Raw genomic sequence first — 20,408 nt, 5'->3', positions numbered from 1 at the left:
ATGGTAAATGTAGCTGTAGTTGGTGCAAGTGGATTAGTAGGAAGCAAGATTAGGGAAATCTTAGAAGAGAGAAATTTCCCAGTTGATAGGCTTTTTGCTTTTGCTTCAAAGAAGTCTGCTGGCAAAGAAATCGAATTTCAAGGAAAAAAAGTAATAATAGAAGAATTAAAGGAAGATTCTTTTACTAATAGGGGGATTGATATCGCCTTATTTGCAGCAGGTGGTAGCGTTTCAGAAAAATATGTGCCTCTAGCTGTAAAAAATAATATTAGGGTTGTTGATAATTCTTCATGTTTTAGGATGGATAAGGACGTTCCTCTTGTAATTCCAGAAGTAAATCCTGATGACATTAGTAAAAGAGACAAGCTAATTGCAAATCCTAACTGTTCTACCATCCAATCAGTCCTTGCTATTTCAAAAATTTATAAGGAATATGGGATTGAAAGAATAGTATATAATACTTACCAAGCAGTTTCTGGCGGCGGAGAAAGAGCTCTTGAAGACCTTTATGAAAAGAAAAACGACCATTGGAAGTATAAAATTTACGACAACCTTCTTCCACAAATTGATTCCTTCCTTGATAATGGTTATACCAAGGAAGAGATGAAGATGGTTAATGAATCAAGGAAAATCTTAGGGGATGATTCAATAAAAATTACTGCCACAGCCATCAGAGTACCTGTTTCTAACTCTCACGGAGTTTCTATAAATTTAAAATTAAAGAAAGATTTTGACCTAGAGGACATTAGAAAAATTCTTGCGGCCACACCGGGAGTCATAGTAGAAGATGACATAGCAAATGAAATCTACCCAATGCCAGCAAATGCCAGTGGCAAGGATGAAGTTTTTGTTGGAAGACTCAGAAGAGATTTCTCTGATGAGAGAAGCTTAAACTTATGGTGTGTAGCAGATAATATTAGAAAGGGTGCAGCTTTAAATGCTGTGCAAGTCGCAGAACTTTTACTAAAGGAGCTATAATGATATTTAGTGGATCAGCGGTTGCTGTAATAACGCCTTTTGATTGTAATTTAAATGTGGATTACAAGGCTTATGATAAAATTTTAGATTTTCATCTGGAAAATAAAACTGACGCTATAGTTGTTTGTGGAACTACAGGGGAAGCTGCAACTATGACTGAGGAAGAAAGATACGATTTAATAAAATATACAGTTGATAAAATCCAAGGGAAAATCCCAGTAATAGCAGGTACAGGCTCAAATAATACAAAAGCTGCTGCAGATTTTTCTAAAAAAGTTAGCGGAATAGGGGGTCTTGATGGGCTCCTTGTAGTGACACCTTTCTATAATAAGGCAACAAAGGAAGGTTTGTACTTTCACTTTAAAACCATAGCAGCAAGCACAAATCTACCAATAATTTTATACACAGTTCCTTCAAGGACCAATGTTTCAATAGACCTTGATACACTTGTGAAATTATCCGAAATAAAAAACATTGTTGGCATTAAAGATGCAAGTGGTGATCTTGATTATACAGCATCTATTGTAAAAGCCTTGCCAGAAGATTTTGGGATTTATTCAGGCAATGACAACCTCACCCTACCTATGCTTGCTCTCGGGATTGACGGGTCAATTTCAGTTTTTGCCAATATTATGCCAAGGGAAAACCACGATATTTACATAAACTTCAAGCAGGGAAATATTGACTTGGCTAGGAAGCTTCATTTAAAATATATAGACCTCATCCACTCCTTGTTTACAGAAGTAAACCCAGTTCCGCTAAAGGCGGCAGCAAGTTTGATGGGCCTATGCTCAAATGAATTACGACTTCCACTGACAAGGGCAAACGAAAAGACAATGAATATTTTAAAAGAAAAATTAAAGGAATTTAATTTATGCTAAGGATAATATTAATTGGAGCTACAGGCGCTATGGGAAAAACTCTAGCTGGCCTTGTAAAAGAAGATGAATCTTACAAAATCGTAGCAGGAGTGGCAGAAAAAGCTGAAAATTGTTGTGGTTTTCCAATTTATGACAAGATAGGAGATATAAAAGAAGAAGGGGATGTAATAATTGATTTTTCTTCAAGAAAGCTTCTTGATGACATAATAGGATTTGCCAAGGAAAAATCTTATCCTCTTGTCTTTGCCACAACTGGTTATACTGATGAAGACCTTGCCAAAATCAATGGACTTTGCGAAAATATCGCCTATATCCAAGAGGGGAATTATTCTCTAGGCATAAATGTTATGGTTGACCTTGCGGAAACCTTAGCTAGAGCTTTAAAAGATTTTGATATAGAAATAATAGAAAGCCACCACAACAAAAAGAAAGACAACCCTTCTGGCACTGCTAATATGATTTTTGACAGTGTAAATAAGGGTAGGGACGGAAAATTATTTAAGAAAATGAGAAATTTTAGCCATGATGATTCAAGAGATGGCAATGAAGTAGGAATTTCATCTGTGAGGGCAGGAACTATTGTTGGCGAGCACAGGTTAATCTTAGCTGGCCTTGATGAAACAATTGAAATTAAACATCAGGCGGCATCTAAAAAAATCTTTGCCAATGGAGCTCTAAAGGCGGCAAGTTTTCTCATTGGCAAGAAGCCAGGCAGGTATGCTTTTTCAGAAGTTATAAGGGGAGAGAATGATTAGAGTAGGAATAGTTGGTTACGGAAATTTAGGAAAATCCGTAAGAAAAGGAATTGAACTGACTTCTGATATGGAAGTGGCAGGTATATTTTCAAGGAGAAAGTTAGACCTAGACCTTTATAGGCCTCTTCTAAATATAAAAGAATATAAAGACCAAATTGATTTATTAATTTTGTGTGGTTCATCAGATAAGGATATTTTATGCCAAGGACCAGAGCTTTTAAAAGATTTTAATACCCTAGATAGTTTTGATAACCACAGCAAGATTAAAGAATATTATTACCAAATGGATAAGATAGGAAAGGAAAATGGCTCTTTAGCTCTCATATCTACAGGTTGGGATCCTGGCTTATTTTCCCTAAATAGAATTTTAGGCACAGCTATTCTTCCAGAAGGAGAATCTTTCACTCTTTGGGGCAAGGGAGTTAGCCAAGGTCATTCTGCAGCTGTTAGGTCAATTGACGGAGTTCTTGATGCAACCCAGTATACAATTCCAAAGCCAGAAATTTTAGAAAAGATAAGAAGTGGTGGAGTTTTTGAATTTGATAGTCACAAGGCTCATTTGAGGGAAGTTTATGCTGTTATAGAAGATGGGGCAGATGAGAAGGAAATAGAGGAAAAAATAAAATCTATGCCAGATTACTTCGCTCCTTACCAAACTCAAGTTCATTTTATAAGCCAAGAAGAACTTGATAAGAACCACAAAAAAATGCTTCATGGTGGCCATGTGATTAGAAGGGGAAAGGCAAGCGGAGATGGGGATGCGCTCATAGAATTTAATCTTGACTTACAATCCAACCCTGACTTCACAGCGGCTGTTGATATAGCCTATGCTAGGGCTCTTTACAGGTTAAGCAAAGAAGGCAAAAAAGGAGCCATCACCGTTTTAGATGTGGCCCCAAAATATTTATCAGAAGAATCTTACGATTCGCTTTTAAATCTTATTTAAGTTTAGCTGGCGTTTTTAGCTCATTAACCAGGGCCATGATTGGGTCAAGGTAGGGCAAAACGTCAGCTTTATTTTCTTTTACAAAGTCATAGAGGTCAAGCATCCATACCAGAACATATTTATTTAAGTAAAAGGCCTGGATGCCATTGGCAATTATTGATCTCCTACCATTTATAACTATGTCATCTCTCATTTTATCAAAATATTTAAGGAGAATTTTCCTGTTAGAATCATCTTCTATCAAGGCATCAACCATGGCAATGAGAGATTTTAGGTAGGCTTCCGGTAGGGAATTGAAATAAAATTCTATAATCCCTTCTTGCCTTAAAATTATATCTTCTGTGATTTTCTTATCGGCTCTATCCCTGTTAGCCTTGAAATATTGGTCTTTGTCAAAATCTCCAAAAAAATGTGGGTACAAGGCAAAAGGATAGGAAGAATTTTTTATAGTTTTTTTTAGAAATTCGAGCTCTGATCTGCCATTATCAAAGGACGCTATAAAAATTGGGGAGAGGATGACAAGGAGTTTTAATTTCTCATCCATAGGGTCATTTTGGATTTTTAAGCAAAAACAATCCTCGATTTGGCTTTGGTCTTTCGATATTTCTTTAAAAACATAGGAATCTGTTACTTGATAGGAAATTTTTTTTCTATTTTTAAACTTAGTTAAAATCATTTTATCAAATCGGCGTAAGTGCCCTTGGTGGCCCTTAGTAAATCATCTGGCTTAATTTTTATGGAGTGGCCAACCTTGCCTGCGGAAACCTTGATAAAATCCAATTCCTTAGCCTTATTATCTATATATACAGGATAATCTTTTTTTAAGGCAAGGGGTGTTGTCGCACCTCTTTCATAACCCACAGTTTTCCTGAGGACTTTCAAGGCAAGCATGGATAAACTTTTAACTCCGATTGCCTTGGAAGCTTTTTTGAAATCTATTTCATCTCCGCCATTGATAACCAGGATATAAACATCGCCCTCCTTAGATTCTGTCGCCAGAGTTTTGAAAATGGTATGAATATCTTGGTGGCCCTCATCAGCCAAGTCGACTGCAGAAACAAATTCGTGGTTTAAGTCATAGTCTATATGTTCATATTCTATATTCAAAGTATCTAAATATCTCATTGCATTAGTTTTTATTTCTTTTTTCATAATTCACCTCAAAAAGATTATACGGCAATAATAAAAAATGTAATATTGGGTATAAAAAATCTAAGGAGATACGATGAGTGAGAAAGTGTTTGTGAATTATATTTATGATTCTTGTTATAGCCTAAGTTATGGTGATTATTTTTTTGTTTTTGACTATGCTAAGGGTATCCTTGATATACCAGAAACAAAACATAATATTTTTCTTGTAAGTGATGTTGGTGAAAGGACTTACACAGAAGAGATTTTTAACCTCGGAAAGTTAAAGTCACTTAATTACATCTTGAACAAAAATGTAAGTAATCTTAAATACCATGATAATATTATTTATCTTAACAAGGATGAACTAGGTATGAAGGACTTAAAAAAATTATACAAGACAGATAATGTCTATCTCTTGGGAGAGGGAGATTTTTTAAGGCTTAATTTTGGGGATGAAGAAGTCGTAATTAAAACTTTTTGCCTAGATGGGAAAAGGCTGGGATATTTTGTTGAAATAGACTCCCTTCTTATTTGTTATGCCGGTTCGACAGACCTAAATAATATTGATCAAGAAAGGTATCTTGACTTGCTAGATGAACTTGATGAAGAAAATCCAGACCTTATTTTTATGCCGATAACTGATTTGTCCAAACAATCTTTTGCTTATTTGGATAAAATAATAAGTGATGCTGACAGCCAAATATTCTTTCCAACAAAAATTGGGAATAGGGAAGAAGAAAGCTTGGATTTTAAGAAATTTTATAAGTCGAAAAATACCGATATTAGATCAATAGCAACTGCCAATGAGAAGGTTGAGATTGATATAAATAGCGAGTACTAATCTAGTATTATCAACTAGGTAGGGTATAATATGGAGAGAAAATGATTAGAAAAATAAGTGAGTTAGAAAATATAAGTTTGCCGAGTTGGGACGAACTACCTGATGAAGGTATATATAAAGAAGAATTATTAACTTACTTGGGAGAAGTCTTAAAGCCACTTAATGTAGTGGATAAGAACTTGCTTACCGCATCAATGGTAAATAATTATGTTAAATTGGCTTATATAGACAAACCCAAAAAGAAAAAATACTTTAGGGCCTCTATAGCCCAGCTGATAGTAATATCAATTTTTAAACAAGTAATTAGGATAGAAGATTTGGCCAAGGGCATAGATATCGAGATTGCAACATTTGGCATTAAAGATGTTTATGAGAATTTTGAACATGTATTTAACCAAGCTAGGAGAGATATACTTACAAGTGAGGAAGTCACAAATATTAATATATCTTATGATTATTCAGACCACCATGATAAAGTGCTCTCTTACCTGGCTATTTCTCTTTTTACAAAATTGTATACACAGTTAGTGATTGATAACCGCAAGGAGATATTATGGAAAAAATAGCTATATTAGTCGACTCAGGCAGTGATTTAAGCCTTGACTACATAAAAGAAGAGGGGTTTTATTATTTGCCCTTATATGTAAATTTAGATGGCAAATTTTTAAAAGATAGGCTTGAGATAAGCCCGGAAGATTTTTATGCTTGGATAAAGACCCATAATAAATTACCAAAAACATCTATGCCATCACCAGGAGATATAAATGATCTTTTGGAAAAGATAAAAGAAGATGGATATAGTAAGGTTATTTCTATTAATATAGGTAGTAAATTTTCTGGAACTTACAATGCTTGTAAGCTTGCTGAAATAGAAGGTCTTGATCTTTATGCCTTTAATACTGGAAACTTAACCCTAGCCCAAGGTTTCTACGCAACTTATGCAAAAAAACTAATAGATGAGGGTCTAAGTTTTGAAGAAATAACCAGCAAACTAGAAGAAAAAATTAATGACTCCAAGGTATTTTTCACTATTGATACCTTCAAGTATATAGTAGAAGGCGGCAGGGTGCCAAAGACTTTTGGTAAGATTGGCGATGCTTTATCAGTAAAGCCAATTATTAAAACTGTCCCACCAGATGGTGGTTTTGCTATAGAAAAAATAGTTAGGGGTGAAAAGAAAACCCTAAGCCAGATTGAAAAGATAATTAGGAAAAACCTTGATGGGGTTAAAGATTACTACTTCTTTATATCCGAAGGCGATTATCCAGAAGGCCACAAAAAAATCAAGGAAAACCTAAGTGACATTATAGAAAATGCTCTAGTCTACAAGGAAGGTCAAATTTCTCCAACCCTAGGAGCAAATACAGGACCAGGCCTAATAGGTGTAGGATTTTTTATATTAGATTAAAAAACTAGCAGCAATAGTCAAATATTCATGAAAATTCAAACAAAAAACTCAAATGATTTGACATTTGCTAATTTATCTAGTATTATATAAGACGTAAACAACAAAGAAGTACCCAAACTCACCTACCGGCATAAGCTTTTAGGTTAATAAGATTTATTTTTGAAAGATTATTTGCGGGTACTTTGTGCCCGCTTTTTTATATAATACACGGAGGTATAACTATAAAAGATTTAAGAATCAATGACGAAATTAGAGCTAGTCAAGTAAGACTGATTGATGAAAAAGGTAACCAAGTTGGTATCACTTCTCTAAATGATGCTCAAGATATGGCTGATGAGAGAGGTCTTGACTTAGTGCTTATGAGTCCAAATGCAAAGCCACCTGTAACAAGGATAATGGACTATGGTAAGTTTAAATATGATCAAGAAAAGAAAGAAAAAGAGAATAAGAAAAAACAAAAGAATGCTCAATTAAAAGAGACAAGATTTTCTTTAAATATCGAAGATAATGACTTGCAAACCAAGGCAAATCAAACTAAAAAATTCTTAAACAACGGGGATAAAGTCAAAGTATCTATAAGATTCCGTGGCAGGGAACTTGGAAGAAAAGAACCTGGATACGAATTGATGGATAAGTTCAACGGTATGCTGGATGGATGTAGCAAGATTGACAAAAAACCTAAAATGGAAGGTAGATCTCTTGTTATGTTTCTAGAACCAAATGAAGAAAAAGGAGAATAAGATGGCAAAGAATAAAATTAAAACAAAAAGAGCAGCTGCTAAGAGATTTAAAGTAACAGGCTCTGGCAAGATTATGAGAAGAAAAGCTTATAAGGGACACTTAACAGCTAAGAAATCACCAAACAGAAAAAGAAGACTAAGAAAACCTGCAGAAGTTTCACAAACTGTATACAAAAACGTTAAAAAGTTAATTGGTGCATAGGAGGATATAGATGGCAAGAATTAAAAGAGCAGTAAATGCAAAGAAAAGACATAAAAAAGTATTAAAACAAGCAAAGGGTTATTACGGTTCCAAAAGCCTTCTATTCAGAACAGCTAACCAAGCTGTAATGAAATCTCTAGCATATTCTTACATTGGTAGAAAACATAAGAAGAGAGACTTTAGAAAACTTTGGATTGCAAGAATCAACGCAGCTGCAAGAATCAATGGTACAAGCTACTCAAAACTTATGGGTAACCTTAAAAAAGCTAACATTGACATCAACAGAAAGATGCTAGCTGAACTTGCAGTAAACAATCCAGAAGAATTTGCAAAATTAGTAGAAGCTGCTAACAAAAACGCTTAATGATAATAGAATCGGTATCAAATCAAAAATTTAAGCTGATAAATAAGCTTAAAATGAAAAAGTATCGAGATAAAGAAAATTCATTTATAATAGAATCTAGGAAATTAGTAGATGAGGCGATTGCTTCATCTGCTAAGGTAGATTTTATTTTTTTAAAAGATGGTGTAAGCTATCAAACAAGTCATGAGACCTTGGTTTTTAGTGAAGCACTTTTTAATAAATTATCATCAATGACAAGTCCTGATGGGATTGGGGCGGTTATAAAAAAGAAAGAGCCAGTTGAGATTTCTTCATCTAAAATTTTGCTTTTAGATGGGATTAATGACCCGGGAAACCTTGGCACTATGATTCGTTCTGCCGAAGCTTTTGGCTTTAGAGATGTAATCTTATTGCCAGGAACAGTTGATATCTACAATGAGAAAACACTTAGGGCATCAATGGGATCTGTCTTTAGGCTAAATATCCTAGATATGACTCTTGATGATATAAAAAAATTAAAATCTAGCTATAAGGTCCTATCAGCAGATATGGATGGGCTAGATATTAGAAATTATAAGAAAGATTCTAAAATAATTATCGCTATAGGAAATGAGGCCAATGGTCTTAGTCAAGAAATGAGATTAATTACTGACGACTTTGTAAAAATTCCTATGGAGGGAGAAATCGAATCTTTAAATGCAGCCATAGCTGCGAGCATAATTATGAATAGACTTATGTGATGATTCGGAAAGACTTTAATTATTCTTATACAGCAAGAAAGGGATGTTGAGAGCCTTTTAAGTCACGATTGGGGTTATTCACCGATGAACTTTGAGATGAATTAAGTAGTCGATACGTAAACTTTTCGTTAAAGTAATGAGCGGATTTATTTATAAATCAATTAAGGTGGTACCGCAGAGCTATATCTGTCCTTTATAGAGGACGGATTTTTTTTATTTGGAGGAAAAATGGAAGAAAATTTAAAGCAAGTTTTAGCAACAGCCAAGACTGAAATCGAAAAATCAGAAAGCCTTGAGGCCCTAGAAGACCTTAGGATAAAATTTTTGGGTAAAAAGGGAACTATAACTGACCTTAAAAAGTCAATAGCAAAATTACCTAATGAAGAAAAGCCAAGTGCAGGTAAGTTTATAAACCAAACCAGCAAGGAAATTGAATCCTTACTCGCTGAAAAAAATGAAATTATTAAAAAAGAACTTCTAAAAGAAAAGATAAAATCTGAAAAAATTGATGTGACAGCACATTTTGACAAATATGAGTCAGGCCACCTTGCCGTTATAAACCAAACCATGGAAGAGCTTGAAACAATTTTCCAAAATATGGGTTTTGATGTTGTAGGAGGTCCTGAAGTTGACACAGTTAAATACGTTTTTGATGATCTAAATAGTCCGAAAAACCACCCAGCTAGATCTACATCAGATACTTTTTATATCAACGACCAAGTTTTGCTAAGACCACATACTTCTTCTATGCAAATTAGGGTGATGAATGAAGGTAAACTCCCTATCAAGATGGTTTCTGCTGGTAGGGTTTTTAGAAATGACGAAGTTGACGCAACCCACTCACCAATGTTCCACCAATTAGAATGTCTTGTAGTTGATGAAAATGTATCTATGGCGAACTTAAAAGCAACACTTGAAACTTTTATCAAGGAAATGTTTGGAGATAAGATGAGTCTTAGGTACAGGCCTCACCACTTCCCATTCACTGAACCATCATTAGAAGTAGACGTAACTTGTCCAGTATGTATGGGCGAAGGTTGCCCTGCTTGCGGTAATACAGGTTGGTCAATGGAATTATTAGGTGGCGGCATGGTTCATCCAAATGTCCTAGAAGCTTGTGGAATCGATAGCGAAAAATACACTGGTTTTGCCTTCGGTCTTGGAGTTGACAGGATTGCCATGGTTAAATACGGCCTTGATGACATCAGACTACTTTACGATAATGACAAGAGATTTATAGAACAGTTTTAGGAGGAAAAATGTTAGTACCTTTAATTTGGCAAAAAGATTATATAAAAACAGGAAAAGATTTAAAAACAATAACAGACAGACTCTCTGAAACAGGTTCTCACGTAGAAGAAGTTACAATTCACACATCTGACCTTGAAGGCATTGTTGTAGGTCATGTCATAGAACAAAAAGACCATCCAGATGCAGATAGGCTCAGGGTTTTAACAATTGACGTTGGTAAAAATGAGCCAATTACTATTATAACAAACGCGAAAAACACAAAAAAGGGAGACTACCTACCAGTAATCACATCTGGCACAAAGATGGATAATGGTGTTGTAATAGAAGATCACGACTTTTTTGGAATTGTAAGCCAGGGCATGCTTACAGCTTATAGCGAACTTGGCTATGATGATTCTGTTATTCCTAAAGAATTAAGAGAAGGAGTAATAGTTTTAGCTGGTGAATTTAAACCCGGTACTCCTGTCGCTGAAGTCTTAGCTTCAAACACTCCAGTTATAGAATATGAAATTACCCCAAACAGGTCTGACTGCCTTTCTATAATTGGTATGGCAAGGGAAACTGCAGCAAGCTTTGGAGAAAAAATTACTTATCCTTCAATAGAATACTCTTCAAACGGCGAAGATATAAAAGACTATGCCAATGGAGTAGAGGTCAAAAGTGATTCATGCTTGAGATTTACCGCAAGGGTTGTAAAAGATGTTAAGATTGAAAAATCTCCTCAGTGGTTACAAAATTACTTGATGCTTGCAGGGGTCAGACCAATTAACAATATCGTTGATATTACAAACTTTGTCATGCTTGAAACTGGTCAACCTCTCCATGCTTATGACCTTGATAGGCTTGCTGGCAAAAAAATTATAGTTAGAGATGCCAAAGAGGGTGAGGTAATTAAAACACTTGATGGAGAAGAAAGAAAGCTTGACCCATCTATGCTTGTTATTGCAGATAATAAGGAAGCTATAGGCCTTGCAGGAGTCATGGGTGGTTTTGATTCAGAAATTACAGATGATACTAAAAATATCCTTCTTGAAGCAGCAAGTTTTGATGCTGATAACATAAGAGACACATCTAAAAAACTCAATCTTAGAAGTGAGGCAAGCTCTCGCTTTGAAAAAGGAGTTGCAGTTGAGACACCAGAGATAGCCTCAAAAAGAGTAATGAAATTGATTGAAGAGCTTGGAATAGGCACAATTATAGGTGGTTCTTTTGACGCAGGCAAAAAAGAAAATGATAATAAGGCTGTAAGACTTAGGATAACAAGGTTAAATGCTCTTACAGGTGTTGATTTTACAAAAGAAGAAGCAATTAGAAACCTAGAACTTTTGGAATTTGAAGTAAAAGATATTGATGAAGACACAATAACAGCAAAGGCTCCTTACTTTAGAAATGATATTTCTATTGAAGCTGACCTAATAGAAGAAGTTGTTAGACTTTATGGTATGGGCAAGATTGAATCCAAGCCATTAGTATCTTCACTTAAAAAAGGCGAAAGATCACCTCTAAGACTTCTAAGAGATGGCCTAAAAGAAAAACTTGTAGGTCAAAAATTCTCAGAACTTGCAACTTATTCTTTCATCTCACCAAGAGAATATGACAGACTAGGTGTTGCCAAGGACTCAAAACTTAGGGACTATATCAGTTTGATAAATCCGCTTGGTGAAGATTTTTCTGTAATGAGGACAACTCAGATTGCCAACATGCTTGATGTTATTGCAAAAAATATTAAGTATGGTCAAAAAGACATGAGATTTTTCGAACTAGATAGGACTTTCGAGAAAACAAGCGATCAGCTTCCAAAAGAAAATTTAACCTTGACCATGGGTCTTTATGGTGACTATTCTTTCTATGATATGAAAGATTTCTTCACAGAAGCAATGAGAAATACAGGTTTTACTGGGTTTTCATACAAGGCAAATGAAAATCTTTATGCCTTCCATGCTGGTAGGTGTGCAGATATCTACTTTGCTGGTAAAAAAATCGGTGTGATTGGTGAGATTTCCTATGAAGTGCGTGAAGAGTATAATATAAATAAGGGAGCAATCATCTTAGAAATTAACCTAAGCCAGATTGCCGATGCTAGAATTACCGATAAAAAATACAAACAAATTCCAAAATTCCCAGCCATAGAACGTGATTACTCCTTCGTGGCAGCTAAGGAAGTAGAATCAGAACTAATTGAAAATATCATGAAGGAAAAGGCAGGAGATCTCCTTGCTAAGGTAGAATTATTTGATATCTACACAGGTAAAGGTATAGGAGATAATCAAAAATCTATTTCTTATAGAGTTTGGTACAGAAAAGCTGACAGGACTTTAAAGGAAGAAGATATCAAGGGTGTAGAAGAAAGTATTCTTGAAGAATTGAAGGCTAAAAACATAGTATTACGTGGATAGGAGAAAAAAGTGAGCGAAATTAGACTTGAAGTTAAAATTGACGGTGTAAAATATCCTCTTGTTAGCAAAGAATCAAAAGAGAGTATAGAAAAAATAGCAGCTTATGTTGACGGCAAGATTAAAGATGTAAAATCTGATAAGCTCACTTTTGATAGGAAATTAATATTGGCAAGCCTTAATATTGCAGATGAATATTTTAAGGATAAGGAAAATTTTGAGGATTTCTATGAAGAAAACAAAGAAGCTATAGAAGCGTATCCTGCCCTAAAAAATGAACTAGAAACCTTTAAAAATGAATATGGAACCTACAAGGAAGACCTTGAAGAGAAAAAAGAAGAGCTTAAAGATTTAAAAATTCTCCTCCAAGAAAAGGATGCAGAGATTTTAAATCTTACCAAGGCAGAAAATGATGCCAATAAACTTAGAGAGAAAATCAAGGCCCTCCAAAAACAAGCCATGGACCTTACAAAAGAAAATGAAATTTTGAAGGGTAAAATTGATGACTAAGACTGAAATCCTAGCGCCTGTTGGCAATATGGATATGCTTTATGCAGGAATCGCAGCAGGGGCGGATGCTTTTTATCTTGCCCTTGATGATTTCGGAGCCAGAGCCTATGCAGAAAATTTCACCTTAGATAATATAGAACAAGTCATAGACTATATTCATTATTTTGATAGGAAAGTTTTTATCACAATGAACACCCTAATCAAAGATTCTGAAATGGACAAAGCTATATCCTATATAGAAAAGCTTTACCAATACGGAGTAGATGGGATTTTGATCCAGGACATAGGATTTTATTCGATTATTAAGGATCAAATGCCAGGTCTTGATTTCCACGCCTCAACCCAAATGGCTGTAAGAGATTATCACGGGGTCAAGGCCCTAATGGATTTGGGTTTTAAGAGAATTGTTATAGCCCGTGAGACACCAATAGAAGAAATCAGAAAAATCGCTAAACTTCCTTGTGAAAAGGAAGTTTTTGTCCATGGGTCACTTTGCGTTTCCTATTCGGGAGAATGCCTTATGAGTTCTTATTTTGGTCAAAGATCTGCCAATAGGGGTAGGTGTGCTGGTCCTTGTAGGCAAAAATACCAATTAATTAATAATGGTAAAATTTACGGCAATGATTATTACTTAAATATGAAGGACTTAAATGTCATTGATAAGCTTGATGAACTAATTGAACTCGGTATTGATTGCCTTAAAATCGAAGGCAGGATGAAGAGTCCGGAATATGTATATAACTCCGTTGTAGCTTACAAGGGAAAAGTAAATGGAAAAGCCTATGATTCAGAAAAATTAAGGGATATTTCCAATAGGGGTTATACAAGAGGTTTTATTTTCGATCAAAGAAGAGACTATATCCTAAAAGAAGGAGATATTAAGCATAGGGCTGTTGGAAAGGTAGAATTAATTAATAAAAAAAAGGCCTTTACTGCCCAGTCTAACCTCCACAAGGGTGATAATCTTCAAGTCACAACAGATAGGGATAAGAAATTACCATTGACTTTGACAGAAGATTATAAGAAAAATGAGATAATTTTTCTTGAAAAGTACAAGGATGCCAAGGTTGATTCTGATATTTTAATGCTAAATGCAGAAAATATAAAAGACGATTTGGAAAATGGCCTTAGATCTTATAAATCTTTGCCAGTCAGCCTTTATTTTGAGGGAAGGCTTGGTGAAAAACCAAGGCTTAAAATATCTTATAGAGATATGGAAGTAGTGGTTTACGGTGAAAATCTTATTGAGTCCGCTCAAAATATTTCTTTGGATGAGTCAAGTATAAGGGATAACCTTGACAGGTTTAAGGATGAAATTTTCAATCCAATTAGTATTGAAATTAAAATAGACCAGGGGATTTTTATAAGGAAAAAAGATATCAATAAGGTAAGAAGAGATGCTATTGACCTCTTAAAAGTAAAAATAGCTGGCAAATACAAAAGAAAACCAGTCAAGCTTACAAAAGCAAAACTTGCTGACCCAAGTCCTAAAAATCCAGAAAAAAACATCGAAATTATGACAAATGATATAAATCCAAGTCTACTTAGAGATTTTGACAAGGTCTACATAAAAGATTATGACATAAAATACAAGGGCTTACATTTGTATCTCAATCTTGATAGCCATATGGACTATGAAATTGACGAATTGATTTCTTTTATAAAGGCAAATGATATTGAGGGTGTGATATTTAATAATTATAGGGACCTTGATTTTGTAGAAGATTTCAAGAAGAATGGTATAAAAATTAGAATTGGTAGATATCTCAATGTGATGAACTCCTATGCCTTTGATTTTTATTCATCCTTTGCAGAAAAAATCGAGTCGTCAGTTGAAAATACCCTAGCAAATATAAATGAAAATGTTAATAGGTATTCAGTAGAGGCATTGAGTTTTGCTAGAATTGAGCTTATGAATATGGTGCATTGCCCATTTTCAACCATTAAAAATTGTGGCCTTAGGGGTTGCCCAACTTGTAAATTTAACAAAGCTGAACTTGTATCTGCAAATGGCGATAGGATGCTCCTTGTAAGGAGGGATTCTCTTAGCAAAATTTATCCTCATGAGCCAGTAGGGTTTAATGAGGATTTGTTTGATAAAAATGTTTCAACTCTTGTATCGGTATTTTCTAATGAGGATTTAAAAATTTATCTAAATAAAGAGTATAAAGATAAGATGAATTACGAAAGAGGAATTATTTAATGCAGGCAAAAAGCCTAGAAGTTTTAGAATACAACAAAATATTAGAAAAGCTTTCAGCAATGGCACGTTCAGGCCTGGTCAAAAAACAAATCTTAGACCTAAAACCATCCACAGATATGGATTATTTGTTAGATGAGCTAGAAAAAACCGGAGCCATGGCCAAGGTCGTTGCGAGAAATGGTAATATTGACATCTTTGGCCTTTATGATTTTACGGAAATAGTTGGCTATATTAGGAGAAACGGGATTCTCGAGTCTGGTGATTTGCTAAAAATATTAAGTCTTTTGAGAGTTTCAGAATATTTGAAAGAATATAGCAAGAATATCGATGACCCTTATATCTCAGACCTTTTTGACAGGGTTACTACTAACGAATTTTTAAAAGATGAAATTGATAGGTCAATTTTAAATGAGGAAGAAATTGCAGATAATGCTTCAAGAGAGCTTTTATCAATCAGAAGGAGCCTAAGGCGTAAGGAAGAAGAAATAAAAAATAAACTTAATTCATATATAACTTCTTCAAAATACGAGGGTGCCCTCCAAGATAAGGTAGTTTCTGTAAGGGACGGTAGGTATGTTGTACCCATTAAAACCAACAAGCGTTCGGTAATAAATGGTATTGTTCATGACAAGTCAGCTTCTGGTAACACTTTATTTATTGAGCCATCAGCCATAGTTGAACTAAATAACCAATATAAAGACTTAGAACTAAAGGAAGAAGCGGAGATCAGGAGGATTCTTGATAGATTGTCAAGGTTTGCTGAAAAATTTGATGTTGAGATTTTGGAAAATCAAAAAATAATTTCAAGGATAGATTTTCTCCAAGCCAAGGCTAAGTTTGGTCTTGAAAACGACTATTCTCTGCCAAAACTTAATGGGCAAAAAATTATAAATATCAAAGGTGCCATCCATCCACTTCTTCCAGGCAAGGTTGTGCCTATAGATGTGGCTATTGGCGGAGATTACACAACTCTTATAATTACAGGACCAAATACAGGGGGCAAGACTGTTTCTTTAAAAACTGTCGGCTTAATTACTCTAATGGCTCAAACAGCAATGTTTATACCAGCCGAAGAAGGATCTACTGTAAATTTATTTGATGATGTATTCTTAGATATAGGAGATAAGCAGTCGATTGAAATGAGCCTTTCAACCTTTTCTGCATCTCTTACAAATATTGTTGATATCCTAGAAAAAGTGACAGGCAATTCATTAGTTTTACTTGATGAAATTGGATCTGGAACAGACCCTATAGAGGGAGCTGCCCTTGCGATTTCAATCCTTTCCCACTTGACAGAAAAGGAAGTAATGACCTTTGCCACAACCCATTATAGCGAATTAAAATACTACGCCATGGAAAATGACAAGGTGATGAATGCATCAGTTGAATTTAATGTAAAAACCCTATCACCAACTTATAAACTAGAAATAGGTACACCTGGTAAATCAAATGCATTTGAGATTTCAAAAAGACTTGGACTGTCTGATGAAATATTAAATAAGGCGAAGAGTTTTATAGGTGAAGATACAAAAAATATTAACAAGATTTTAGACCAAATAGAAGATGATAGGTCTGAAATCGAAGCGAAAAATAAGGAAATTGAGGCTTATAGGCGAGAAATACAGTCAATCAAGGATAAGCTAAGGAATAAATCAAAAGAGATAGATCTAGCCAAGGATGAAATAATAAAGAAGGCAGAAGAGAGGGCCAACGAAATTCTTGACAAGGCCAATAAGGAAAGCCAGGCCATGCTCAAGGAAGCTAAAAGGTCTAAAAATGCTAATACTCGTGATATAGATAGGTCTTTAAATAAAATTAGAAATACTTACAAAGATTCCTACATCGAAAGAGAAGAAGACAAGTTTGGACAAAAACGATCGCTAGATGCACCAGATGAGTTAAAAGTTGGAGATATGGTTATAGTTGCTGGCCTAAATGAAAAAGCAGAAGTCGTTGAAGGTCCGGATAGCAAGGGCAATATAAAAGTTCAGATGGGCATCCTCAAGATGGATTCAAATATCAAGAATGTAAAGAAAATTGAGGGAGAAAACCAAACTGAGAAAAATGTCAAGAAGGTGTATAGTGTAAAAAAGGCTATGAATATTTCTGTTAGCTTAGACTTGAGAGGGCAAAGATATGACGAAGCCATGAGAAACCTTGATAAATACCTTGATGATGCCATGCTTGCTGGTCTTGATCAGGCAAAGATTATCCACGGTAAGGGTACAGGAGCTTTAATCAAGGGAGTAAGTGAAAACCTAAAGACTGACAAGAGGGTTGCCTCTTACAGGTTTGGAGACGATAAAGAAGGCGGTTATGGAGTAACCATAGTCAAATTCGCCTAAGGAGGATTAATGAAAGATTATAAAGAGATTATTGCTGAGAAATTAGAAGGCAAAGAATTAGGCCTATCTAAAGATGATATTTACCAACTGATAGAAATCCCACCTCAAGAAAACATGGGAGATTATTCCTTTCCATGCTTTCAACTTGCAAAGACTTTAAGGAAAAATCCTGCCCAAATAGCAACAGAACTTGCTAGCACTTTAGATCTTGAAGATTTTGCTGAGGTTAAAAACGTTGGTCCTTATATAAACTTTTTCTTAGATAGGAAAAAATTCGAAAACCAAGTCATAAATGCAATTATTGAAAAGAAAGAAAACTACGGAAAATCTGATATGGGCAAGGGTAAGACTGCAATTGTAGAATTTTCTTCAGTAAACATCGCCAAGCCATTCCATATTGGTCACATAAGGTCAACTGTAATCGGTGATGCTCTTAGAAATATCCATGAATTTTTAGGCTATGACACTATAGCAACAAATTATATTGGTGACTACGGTACCCAATTTGGAACCATGATTGCGGCTTACAAGCTTTGGGGAGATGATGATAAATTAAATAAAAACCCCATTAAAGAGCTCCTAAACCTCTATGTTAGGTATAATACAGAAGCTAGCGAAAACGAAGAAATGATGGAAGTGGCTCGTCAAGAATTTAAAAATCTAGAAGAAGGCGAAGAAGAAGCCACCAGACTTTGGTCATGGTTTAAGGAGATTTCCTTTAACGAATTTGACAGGGTATATAAATTATTAGACATAGACTTTGATAACTACAAGGGTGAAGCTTATTATTCAAAATATATGCCAGCAATCTTAGAAGAATTGAAAGAGAAAAATCTTCTTGTAGAATCTGATGGGGCACAAATCATAGACCTTTCGGAGTTTGACCTACCACCATCAATTATAATTAAGTCAAATGGATCATCAGCTTATATAACAAGAGACATAGCCACAGCTATAAATAGAAAAAAAGAATATAATTTCGATGAGAACCTCTATGTTGTTGCCACCCAACAAAATCTCCACTTCCAACAACTTTGGAGAATCCTTGAGCTAATGGGCTATGACCTTTATAAGGGATGCAAACACATTTCCTTTGGTATGGTAAGTTTAAAAGATCAAACACTATCAACAAGAAAGGGCCAAGTAGTTTTCCTAGAAGATGTTCTAAACAAAGCAATTGATAAAACTCGTGAAATTATGGAAAGCCGTGAAGACACAGTAGATAATATAGATGAAGTATCAAGAATAGTGGGTATCGGTGCGGTTAAATTCCAAGAATTATATAACAACAGGATAAAAGATTATGTATTTGATTGGGATGAGGTTTTAAATTTTGACGGTGAAACAGGACCTTACGTTCAATACACTTATGCTAGGGCTAAATCTGTCCTAAGAAAAGCTGGTTTTGATGAAATAAAACCATTAGAGATTGAAAAAATAACAGGTGATGAAGAGTTTACTTTAGTTAAAAAACTAGCTGGCTTTGAAGATGTAGTAGTAAAAGCTAAGGAAAAATATGAACCATCCTTAATAACCAGACACCTAACAGATATAGCTAAGAGCTTTAATAAATTCTACAATTCATCAAAGATTATGGTTGATGATGAAAAACTAAAAGAAGAAAGACTTGCCCTAGCTTATGCAACATCAGTAGTTATAAAAATAGCCCTAGGCCTACTTGGCATAAAAACTGTGGAGAAGATGTAAATGAACAAATTTAAAGACTTTATTCTTGTATCAAAAATATCTTTTAAGGAAACTATCAAAAAAATCAACAAGTCTTACATGGTCTTTATCTTCATCTTAATAAATACAATATTTGAAAACAATCAGTTTAACTTTGGAGTCGTAGGAAGCACTATTGGCGGTATCGTAAACTATTTTATAGGCGTGATTATATCTTGTTTTGTAGTCCAAAGCCTAGTATCAGTTGTTAAATACGGAAATACAGGTAGGGCATCGCTTGAAAATTCAGTAGGAAATTTCTTTGCCCCTATGATAGAAACCATGTTTTGGGTCTACTTACTAGAAATGTTTACTAACTTATTATTGGTAAATTTCCCAGTAAGGGCAAGGGTACTTGTAGTTATAATTATACAAATCCTCATATCTTCAATCTATGAACAGATCTATCTAAATGGAAGAAGTGGGGTAAATGCAATAATTGAATCAGTAAACTTTGTAAAAAATAACCCTCTTCACTATGGCCTATATAGTTTAATTTTTATTGGAGTTGAGTTTTATCTAAGTATAAGATTTTCAATCGGTCAGCCAATGGGAATTGATAAAATCATTGCCTGCTTAATAATTGGTGCAATCCACACAGGCTTTATGCTTTTTAGAGGGATTTTATTCAAACACTTAAATCAACACTCCTATAGGCAAAGAAAATTCATGGGGTGGTGCTAATGGATATATTGGATGGATATTTCTTAAAATATACTGATAAACTAGCCTATATTGAATTAAGAGAAGAAAGTACAAATAAAGATCTTAAAGACCTCCCCTTACCAATCTATCTAGAAGATATGAAAGATGGGATAAAAACAGGTGACTTTGCAAGTGAGATAAACCTAGAAATAATTTTAAAAGCCATGCTTTTAAATATAGCCATAGATTCTAACTTTATATATAGACAAGCTTATGAAAAGATATTAAGCAAACATCTAAAAAATATCGGTGACTATACAGCAAGTAATTCTGTATGTTTTGTTGATATTTAAATGCTGAAAGCTCTATTG

Annotated in this window: 21 protein-coding genes; 19 read left to right on the top strand and 2 right to left on the bottom strand. The window is 34.6% G+C overall.

Annotation, left to right across the window (positions count from 1 at the left end; genetic code table 11):
* The 4 genes from RQ893_RS01105 to RQ893_RS01090 are packed head-to-tail and all read left to right on the top strand — an operon-like array spanning nt 1 to nt 3,560.
* Nucleotides 1-978, top strand: coding sequence for an aspartate-semialdehyde dehydrogenase (locus RQ893_RS01105; RefSeq protein WP_311481218.1), 978 nt, complete (start codon nt 1-3; stop codon nt 976-978).
* Complete coding sequence (gene dapA / locus RQ893_RS01100) at nt 978-1,859, top strand: 4-hydroxy-tetrahydrodipicolinate synthase (RefSeq protein ID WP_311481217.1); 882 nt, start codon at nt 978-980, stop codon at nt 1,857-1,859. Before RQ893_RS01105 ends, dapA begins: the two co-directional genes overlap by 1 nt.
* Complete coding sequence (gene dapB / locus RQ893_RS01095) at nt 1,853-2,614, top strand: 4-hydroxy-tetrahydrodipicolinate reductase (RefSeq protein ID WP_311481216.1); 762 nt, start codon at nt 1,853-1,855, stop codon at nt 2,612-2,614. Before dapA ends, dapB begins: the two co-directional genes overlap by 7 nt.
* Nucleotides 2,607-3,560: a diaminopimelate dehydrogenase gene (locus tag RQ893_RS01090; RefSeq protein WP_311481215.1), complete on the top strand. Its 954-nt coding sequence runs from the start codon at nt 2,607-2,609 to the stop codon at nt 3,558-3,560. The genes dapB and RQ893_RS01090 overlap by 8 nt, the downstream gene beginning before the upstream one ends.
* Here RQ893_RS01090 and RQ893_RS01085 read toward each other — a convergent pair.
* Together RQ893_RS01085 and RQ893_RS01080 are read right to left on the bottom strand one after the other, a co-directional pair.
* Nucleotides 3,553-4,236 carry a hypothetical protein gene (locus tag RQ893_RS01085; protein ID WP_311481214.1) on the bottom strand — a complete coding sequence of 228 codons (684 nt, stop codon included), beginning with the start codon at nt 4,234-4,236 and terminating at the stop codon, nt 3,553-3,555. The two genes, RQ893_RS01090 and RQ893_RS01085, sit on opposite strands and share 8 nt — an antisense overlap.
* Nucleotides 4,233-4,712 carry an aminoacyl-tRNA deacylase gene (locus RQ893_RS01080; RefSeq protein ID WP_311481213.1) on the bottom strand — a complete coding sequence of 160 codons (480 nt, stop codon included), beginning with the start codon at nt 4,710-4,712 and terminating at the stop codon, nt 4,233-4,235. The genes RQ893_RS01085 and RQ893_RS01080 overlap by 4 nt, the downstream gene beginning before the upstream one ends.
* Nucleotides 4,713-4,785: 73 nt before the next feature.
* Between RQ893_RS01080 and RQ893_RS01075 the strand changes: the two genes are divergently transcribed.
* The 15 genes from RQ893_RS01075 (at nt 4,786) to RQ893_RS01005 (ending at nt 20,390) form a co-directional block, all read left to right on the top strand.
* A complete protein-coding gene (locus RQ893_RS01075) occupies nt 4,786-5,532 on the top strand; it encodes a hypothetical protein (RefSeq protein ID WP_311481212.1) in 747 nt (248 codons plus the stop codon).
* 41 nt (nt 5,533-5,573) lie between these two features.
* Entirely contained in the window at nt 5,574-6,098 is a 525-nt protein-coding gene (locus RQ893_RS01070) for a DUF1836 domain-containing protein (RefSeq protein WP_311481211.1), read from the top strand.
* Nucleotides 6,086-6,940, top strand: a complete 855-nt coding sequence (locus RQ893_RS01065) for a DegV family protein (RefSeq protein ID WP_311481210.1) — start codon at nt 6,086-6,088, stop codon at nt 6,938-6,940. The genes RQ893_RS01070 and RQ893_RS01065 overlap by 13 nt, the downstream gene beginning before the upstream one ends.
* A 182-nt stretch (nt 6,941-7,122) precedes the next feature.
* A complete protein-coding gene (gene infC / locus RQ893_RS01060; protein WP_311481209.1) occupies nt 7,123-7,680 on the top strand; it encodes a translation initiation factor IF-3 in 558 nt (185 codons plus the stop codon).
* Between the two features lies 1 nt (nt 7,681).
* A complete protein-coding gene (gene rpmI, locus RQ893_RS01055) occupies nt 7,682-7,882 on the top strand; it encodes a 50S ribosomal protein L35 (RefSeq protein WP_037328888.1) in 201 nt (66 codons plus the stop codon).
* Between the two features lie 10 nt (nt 7,883-7,892).
* On the top strand, nt 7,893-8,246 hold the full coding sequence (rplT, locus tag RQ893_RS01050; protein WP_311481208.1) for a 50S ribosomal protein L20: 354 nt from the start codon (nt 7,893-7,895) through the stop codon (nt 8,244-8,246).
* A gap of 53 nt (nt 8,247-8,299) precedes the next feature.
* The gene (locus RQ893_RS01045) at nt 8,300-8,965 is read left to right on the top strand and encodes an RNA methyltransferase (protein ID WP_311481207.1); all 666 of its coding nucleotides are present in this window, start codon (nt 8,300-8,302) and stop codon (nt 8,963-8,965) included.
* 228 nt (nt 8,966-9,193) lie between these two features.
* Complete coding sequence (pheS, locus tag RQ893_RS01040) at nt 9,194-10,216, top strand: phenylalanine--tRNA ligase subunit alpha (protein WP_311481206.1); 1,023 nt, start codon at nt 9,194-9,196, stop codon at nt 10,214-10,216.
* A gap of 8 nt (nt 10,217-10,224) precedes the next feature.
* Nucleotides 10,225-12,612: a phenylalanine--tRNA ligase subunit beta gene (gene pheT / locus RQ893_RS01035; protein ID WP_311481205.1), complete on the top strand. Its 2,388-nt coding sequence runs from the start codon at nt 10,225-10,227 to the stop codon at nt 12,610-12,612.
* A gap of 9 nt (nt 12,613-12,621) precedes the next feature.
* Entirely contained in the window at nt 12,622-13,119 is a 498-nt protein-coding gene (locus RQ893_RS01030; RefSeq protein ID WP_311481204.1) for a cell division protein ZapA, read from the top strand.
* Nucleotides 13,112-15,322 carry a U32 family peptidase gene (locus RQ893_RS01025; RefSeq protein WP_311481203.1) on the top strand — a complete coding sequence of 737 codons (2,211 nt, stop codon included), beginning with the start codon at nt 13,112-13,114 and terminating at the stop codon, nt 15,320-15,322. The genes RQ893_RS01030 and RQ893_RS01025 overlap by 8 nt, the downstream gene beginning before the upstream one ends.
* Nucleotides 15,322-17,667, top strand: coding sequence for an endonuclease MutS2 (locus tag RQ893_RS01020; protein WP_311481202.1), 2,346 nt, complete (start codon nt 15,322-15,324; stop codon nt 17,665-17,667). Before RQ893_RS01025 ends, RQ893_RS01020 begins: the two co-directional genes overlap by 1 nt.
* 9 nt (nt 17,668-17,676) lie before the next feature.
* Nucleotides 17,677-19,374, top strand: a complete 1,698-nt coding sequence (gene argS, locus RQ893_RS01015) for an arginine--tRNA ligase (protein WP_311481201.1) — start codon at nt 17,677-17,679, stop codon at nt 19,372-19,374.
* Nucleotides 19,375-20,076 (top strand): hypothetical protein, encoded by a 702-nt coding sequence (locus tag RQ893_RS01010; protein ID WP_311481200.1) that lies wholly within the window; start codon nt 19,375-19,377, stop codon nt 20,074-20,076.
* Entirely contained in the window at nt 20,076-20,390 is a 315-nt protein-coding gene (locus RQ893_RS01005) for a hypothetical protein (protein WP_311481199.1), read from the top strand. The genes RQ893_RS01010 and RQ893_RS01005 overlap by 1 nt, the downstream gene beginning before the upstream one ends.
* Nucleotides 20,391-20,408 lie beyond the last annotated feature (18 nt).

The organism is uncultured Anaerococcus sp. (assembly GCF_963510915.1).
Classification (GTDB): Bacteria; Bacillota; Clostridia; order Tissierellales; family Peptoniphilaceae; genus Anaerococcus.
Note: the sequence above shows the minus strand (reverse complement) of the source record. Positions and strands in the feature narration are given on the sequence as shown.

Excerpts from the sequence above, each read along its gene's own strand:
- pheS (WP_311481206.1), top strand. The coding sequence starts at position 9,194 with ATGGAAGAAAATTTAAAGCAAGTTTTAGCAACAGCCAAGACTGAAATC.
- pheT (WP_311481205.1), top strand. The coding sequence starts at position 10,225 with ATGTTAGTACCTTTAATTTGGCAAAAAGATTATATAAAAACAGGAAAA.
- RQ893_RS01080 (WP_311481213.1), bottom strand. The coding sequence starts at position 4,712 with ATGAAAAAAGAAATAAAAACTAATGCAATGAGATATTTAGATACTTTG.
- RQ893_RS01085 (WP_311481214.1), bottom strand. The coding sequence starts at position 4,236 with ATGATTTTAACTAAGTTTAAAAATAGAAAAAAAATTTCCTATCAAGTA.
- RQ893_RS01105 (WP_311481218.1), top strand. The coding sequence starts at position 1 with ATGGTAAATGTAGCTGTAGTTGGTGCAAGTGGATTAGTAGGAAGCAAG.
- RQ893_RS01065 (WP_311481210.1), top strand. The coding sequence starts at position 6,086 with ATGGAAAAAATAGCTATATTAGTCGACTCAGGCAGTGATTTAAGCCTT.
- rplT (WP_311481208.1), top strand. The coding sequence starts at position 7,893 with ATGGCAAGAATTAAAAGAGCAGTAAATGCAAAGAAAAGACATAAAAAA.
- RQ893_RS01025 (WP_311481203.1), top strand. The coding sequence starts at position 13,112 with ATGACTAAGACTGAAATCCTAGCGCCTGTTGGCAATATGGATATGCTT.
- RQ893_RS01090 (WP_311481215.1), top strand. The coding sequence starts at position 2,607 with ATGATTAGAGTAGGAATAGTTGGTTACGGAAATTTAGGAAAATCCGTA.
- dapA (WP_311481217.1), top strand. The coding sequence starts at position 978 with ATGATATTTAGTGGATCAGCGGTTGCTGTAATAACGCCTTTTGATTGT.
- argS (WP_311481201.1), top strand. The coding sequence starts at position 17,677 with ATGAAAGATTATAAAGAGATTATTGCTGAGAAATTAGAAGGCAAAGAA.
- RQ893_RS01045 (WP_311481207.1), top strand. The coding sequence starts at position 8,300 with ATGAAAAAGTATCGAGATAAAGAAAATTCATTTATAATAGAATCTAGG.
- rpmI (WP_037328888.1), top strand. The coding sequence starts at position 7,682 with ATGGCAAAGAATAAAATTAAAACAAAAAGAGCAGCTGCTAAGAGATTT.
- RQ893_RS01020 (WP_311481202.1), top strand. The coding sequence starts at position 15,322 with ATGCAGGCAAAAAGCCTAGAAGTTTTAGAATACAACAAAATATTAGAA.
- RQ893_RS01070 (WP_311481211.1), top strand. The coding sequence starts at position 5,574 with ATGATTAGAAAAATAAGTGAGTTAGAAAATATAAGTTTGCCGAGTTGG.
- dapB (WP_311481216.1), top strand. The coding sequence starts at position 1,853 with ATGCTAAGGATAATATTAATTGGAGCTACAGGCGCTATGGGAAAAACT.
- RQ893_RS01010 (WP_311481200.1), top strand. The coding sequence starts at position 19,375 with ATGAACAAATTTAAAGACTTTATTCTTGTATCAAAAATATCTTTTAAG.
- RQ893_RS01005 (WP_311481199.1), top strand. The coding sequence starts at position 20,076 with ATGGATATATTGGATGGATATTTCTTAAAATATACTGATAAACTAGCC.
- RQ893_RS01075 (WP_311481212.1), top strand. The coding sequence starts at position 4,786 with ATGAGTGAGAAAGTGTTTGTGAATTATATTTATGATTCTTGTTATAGC.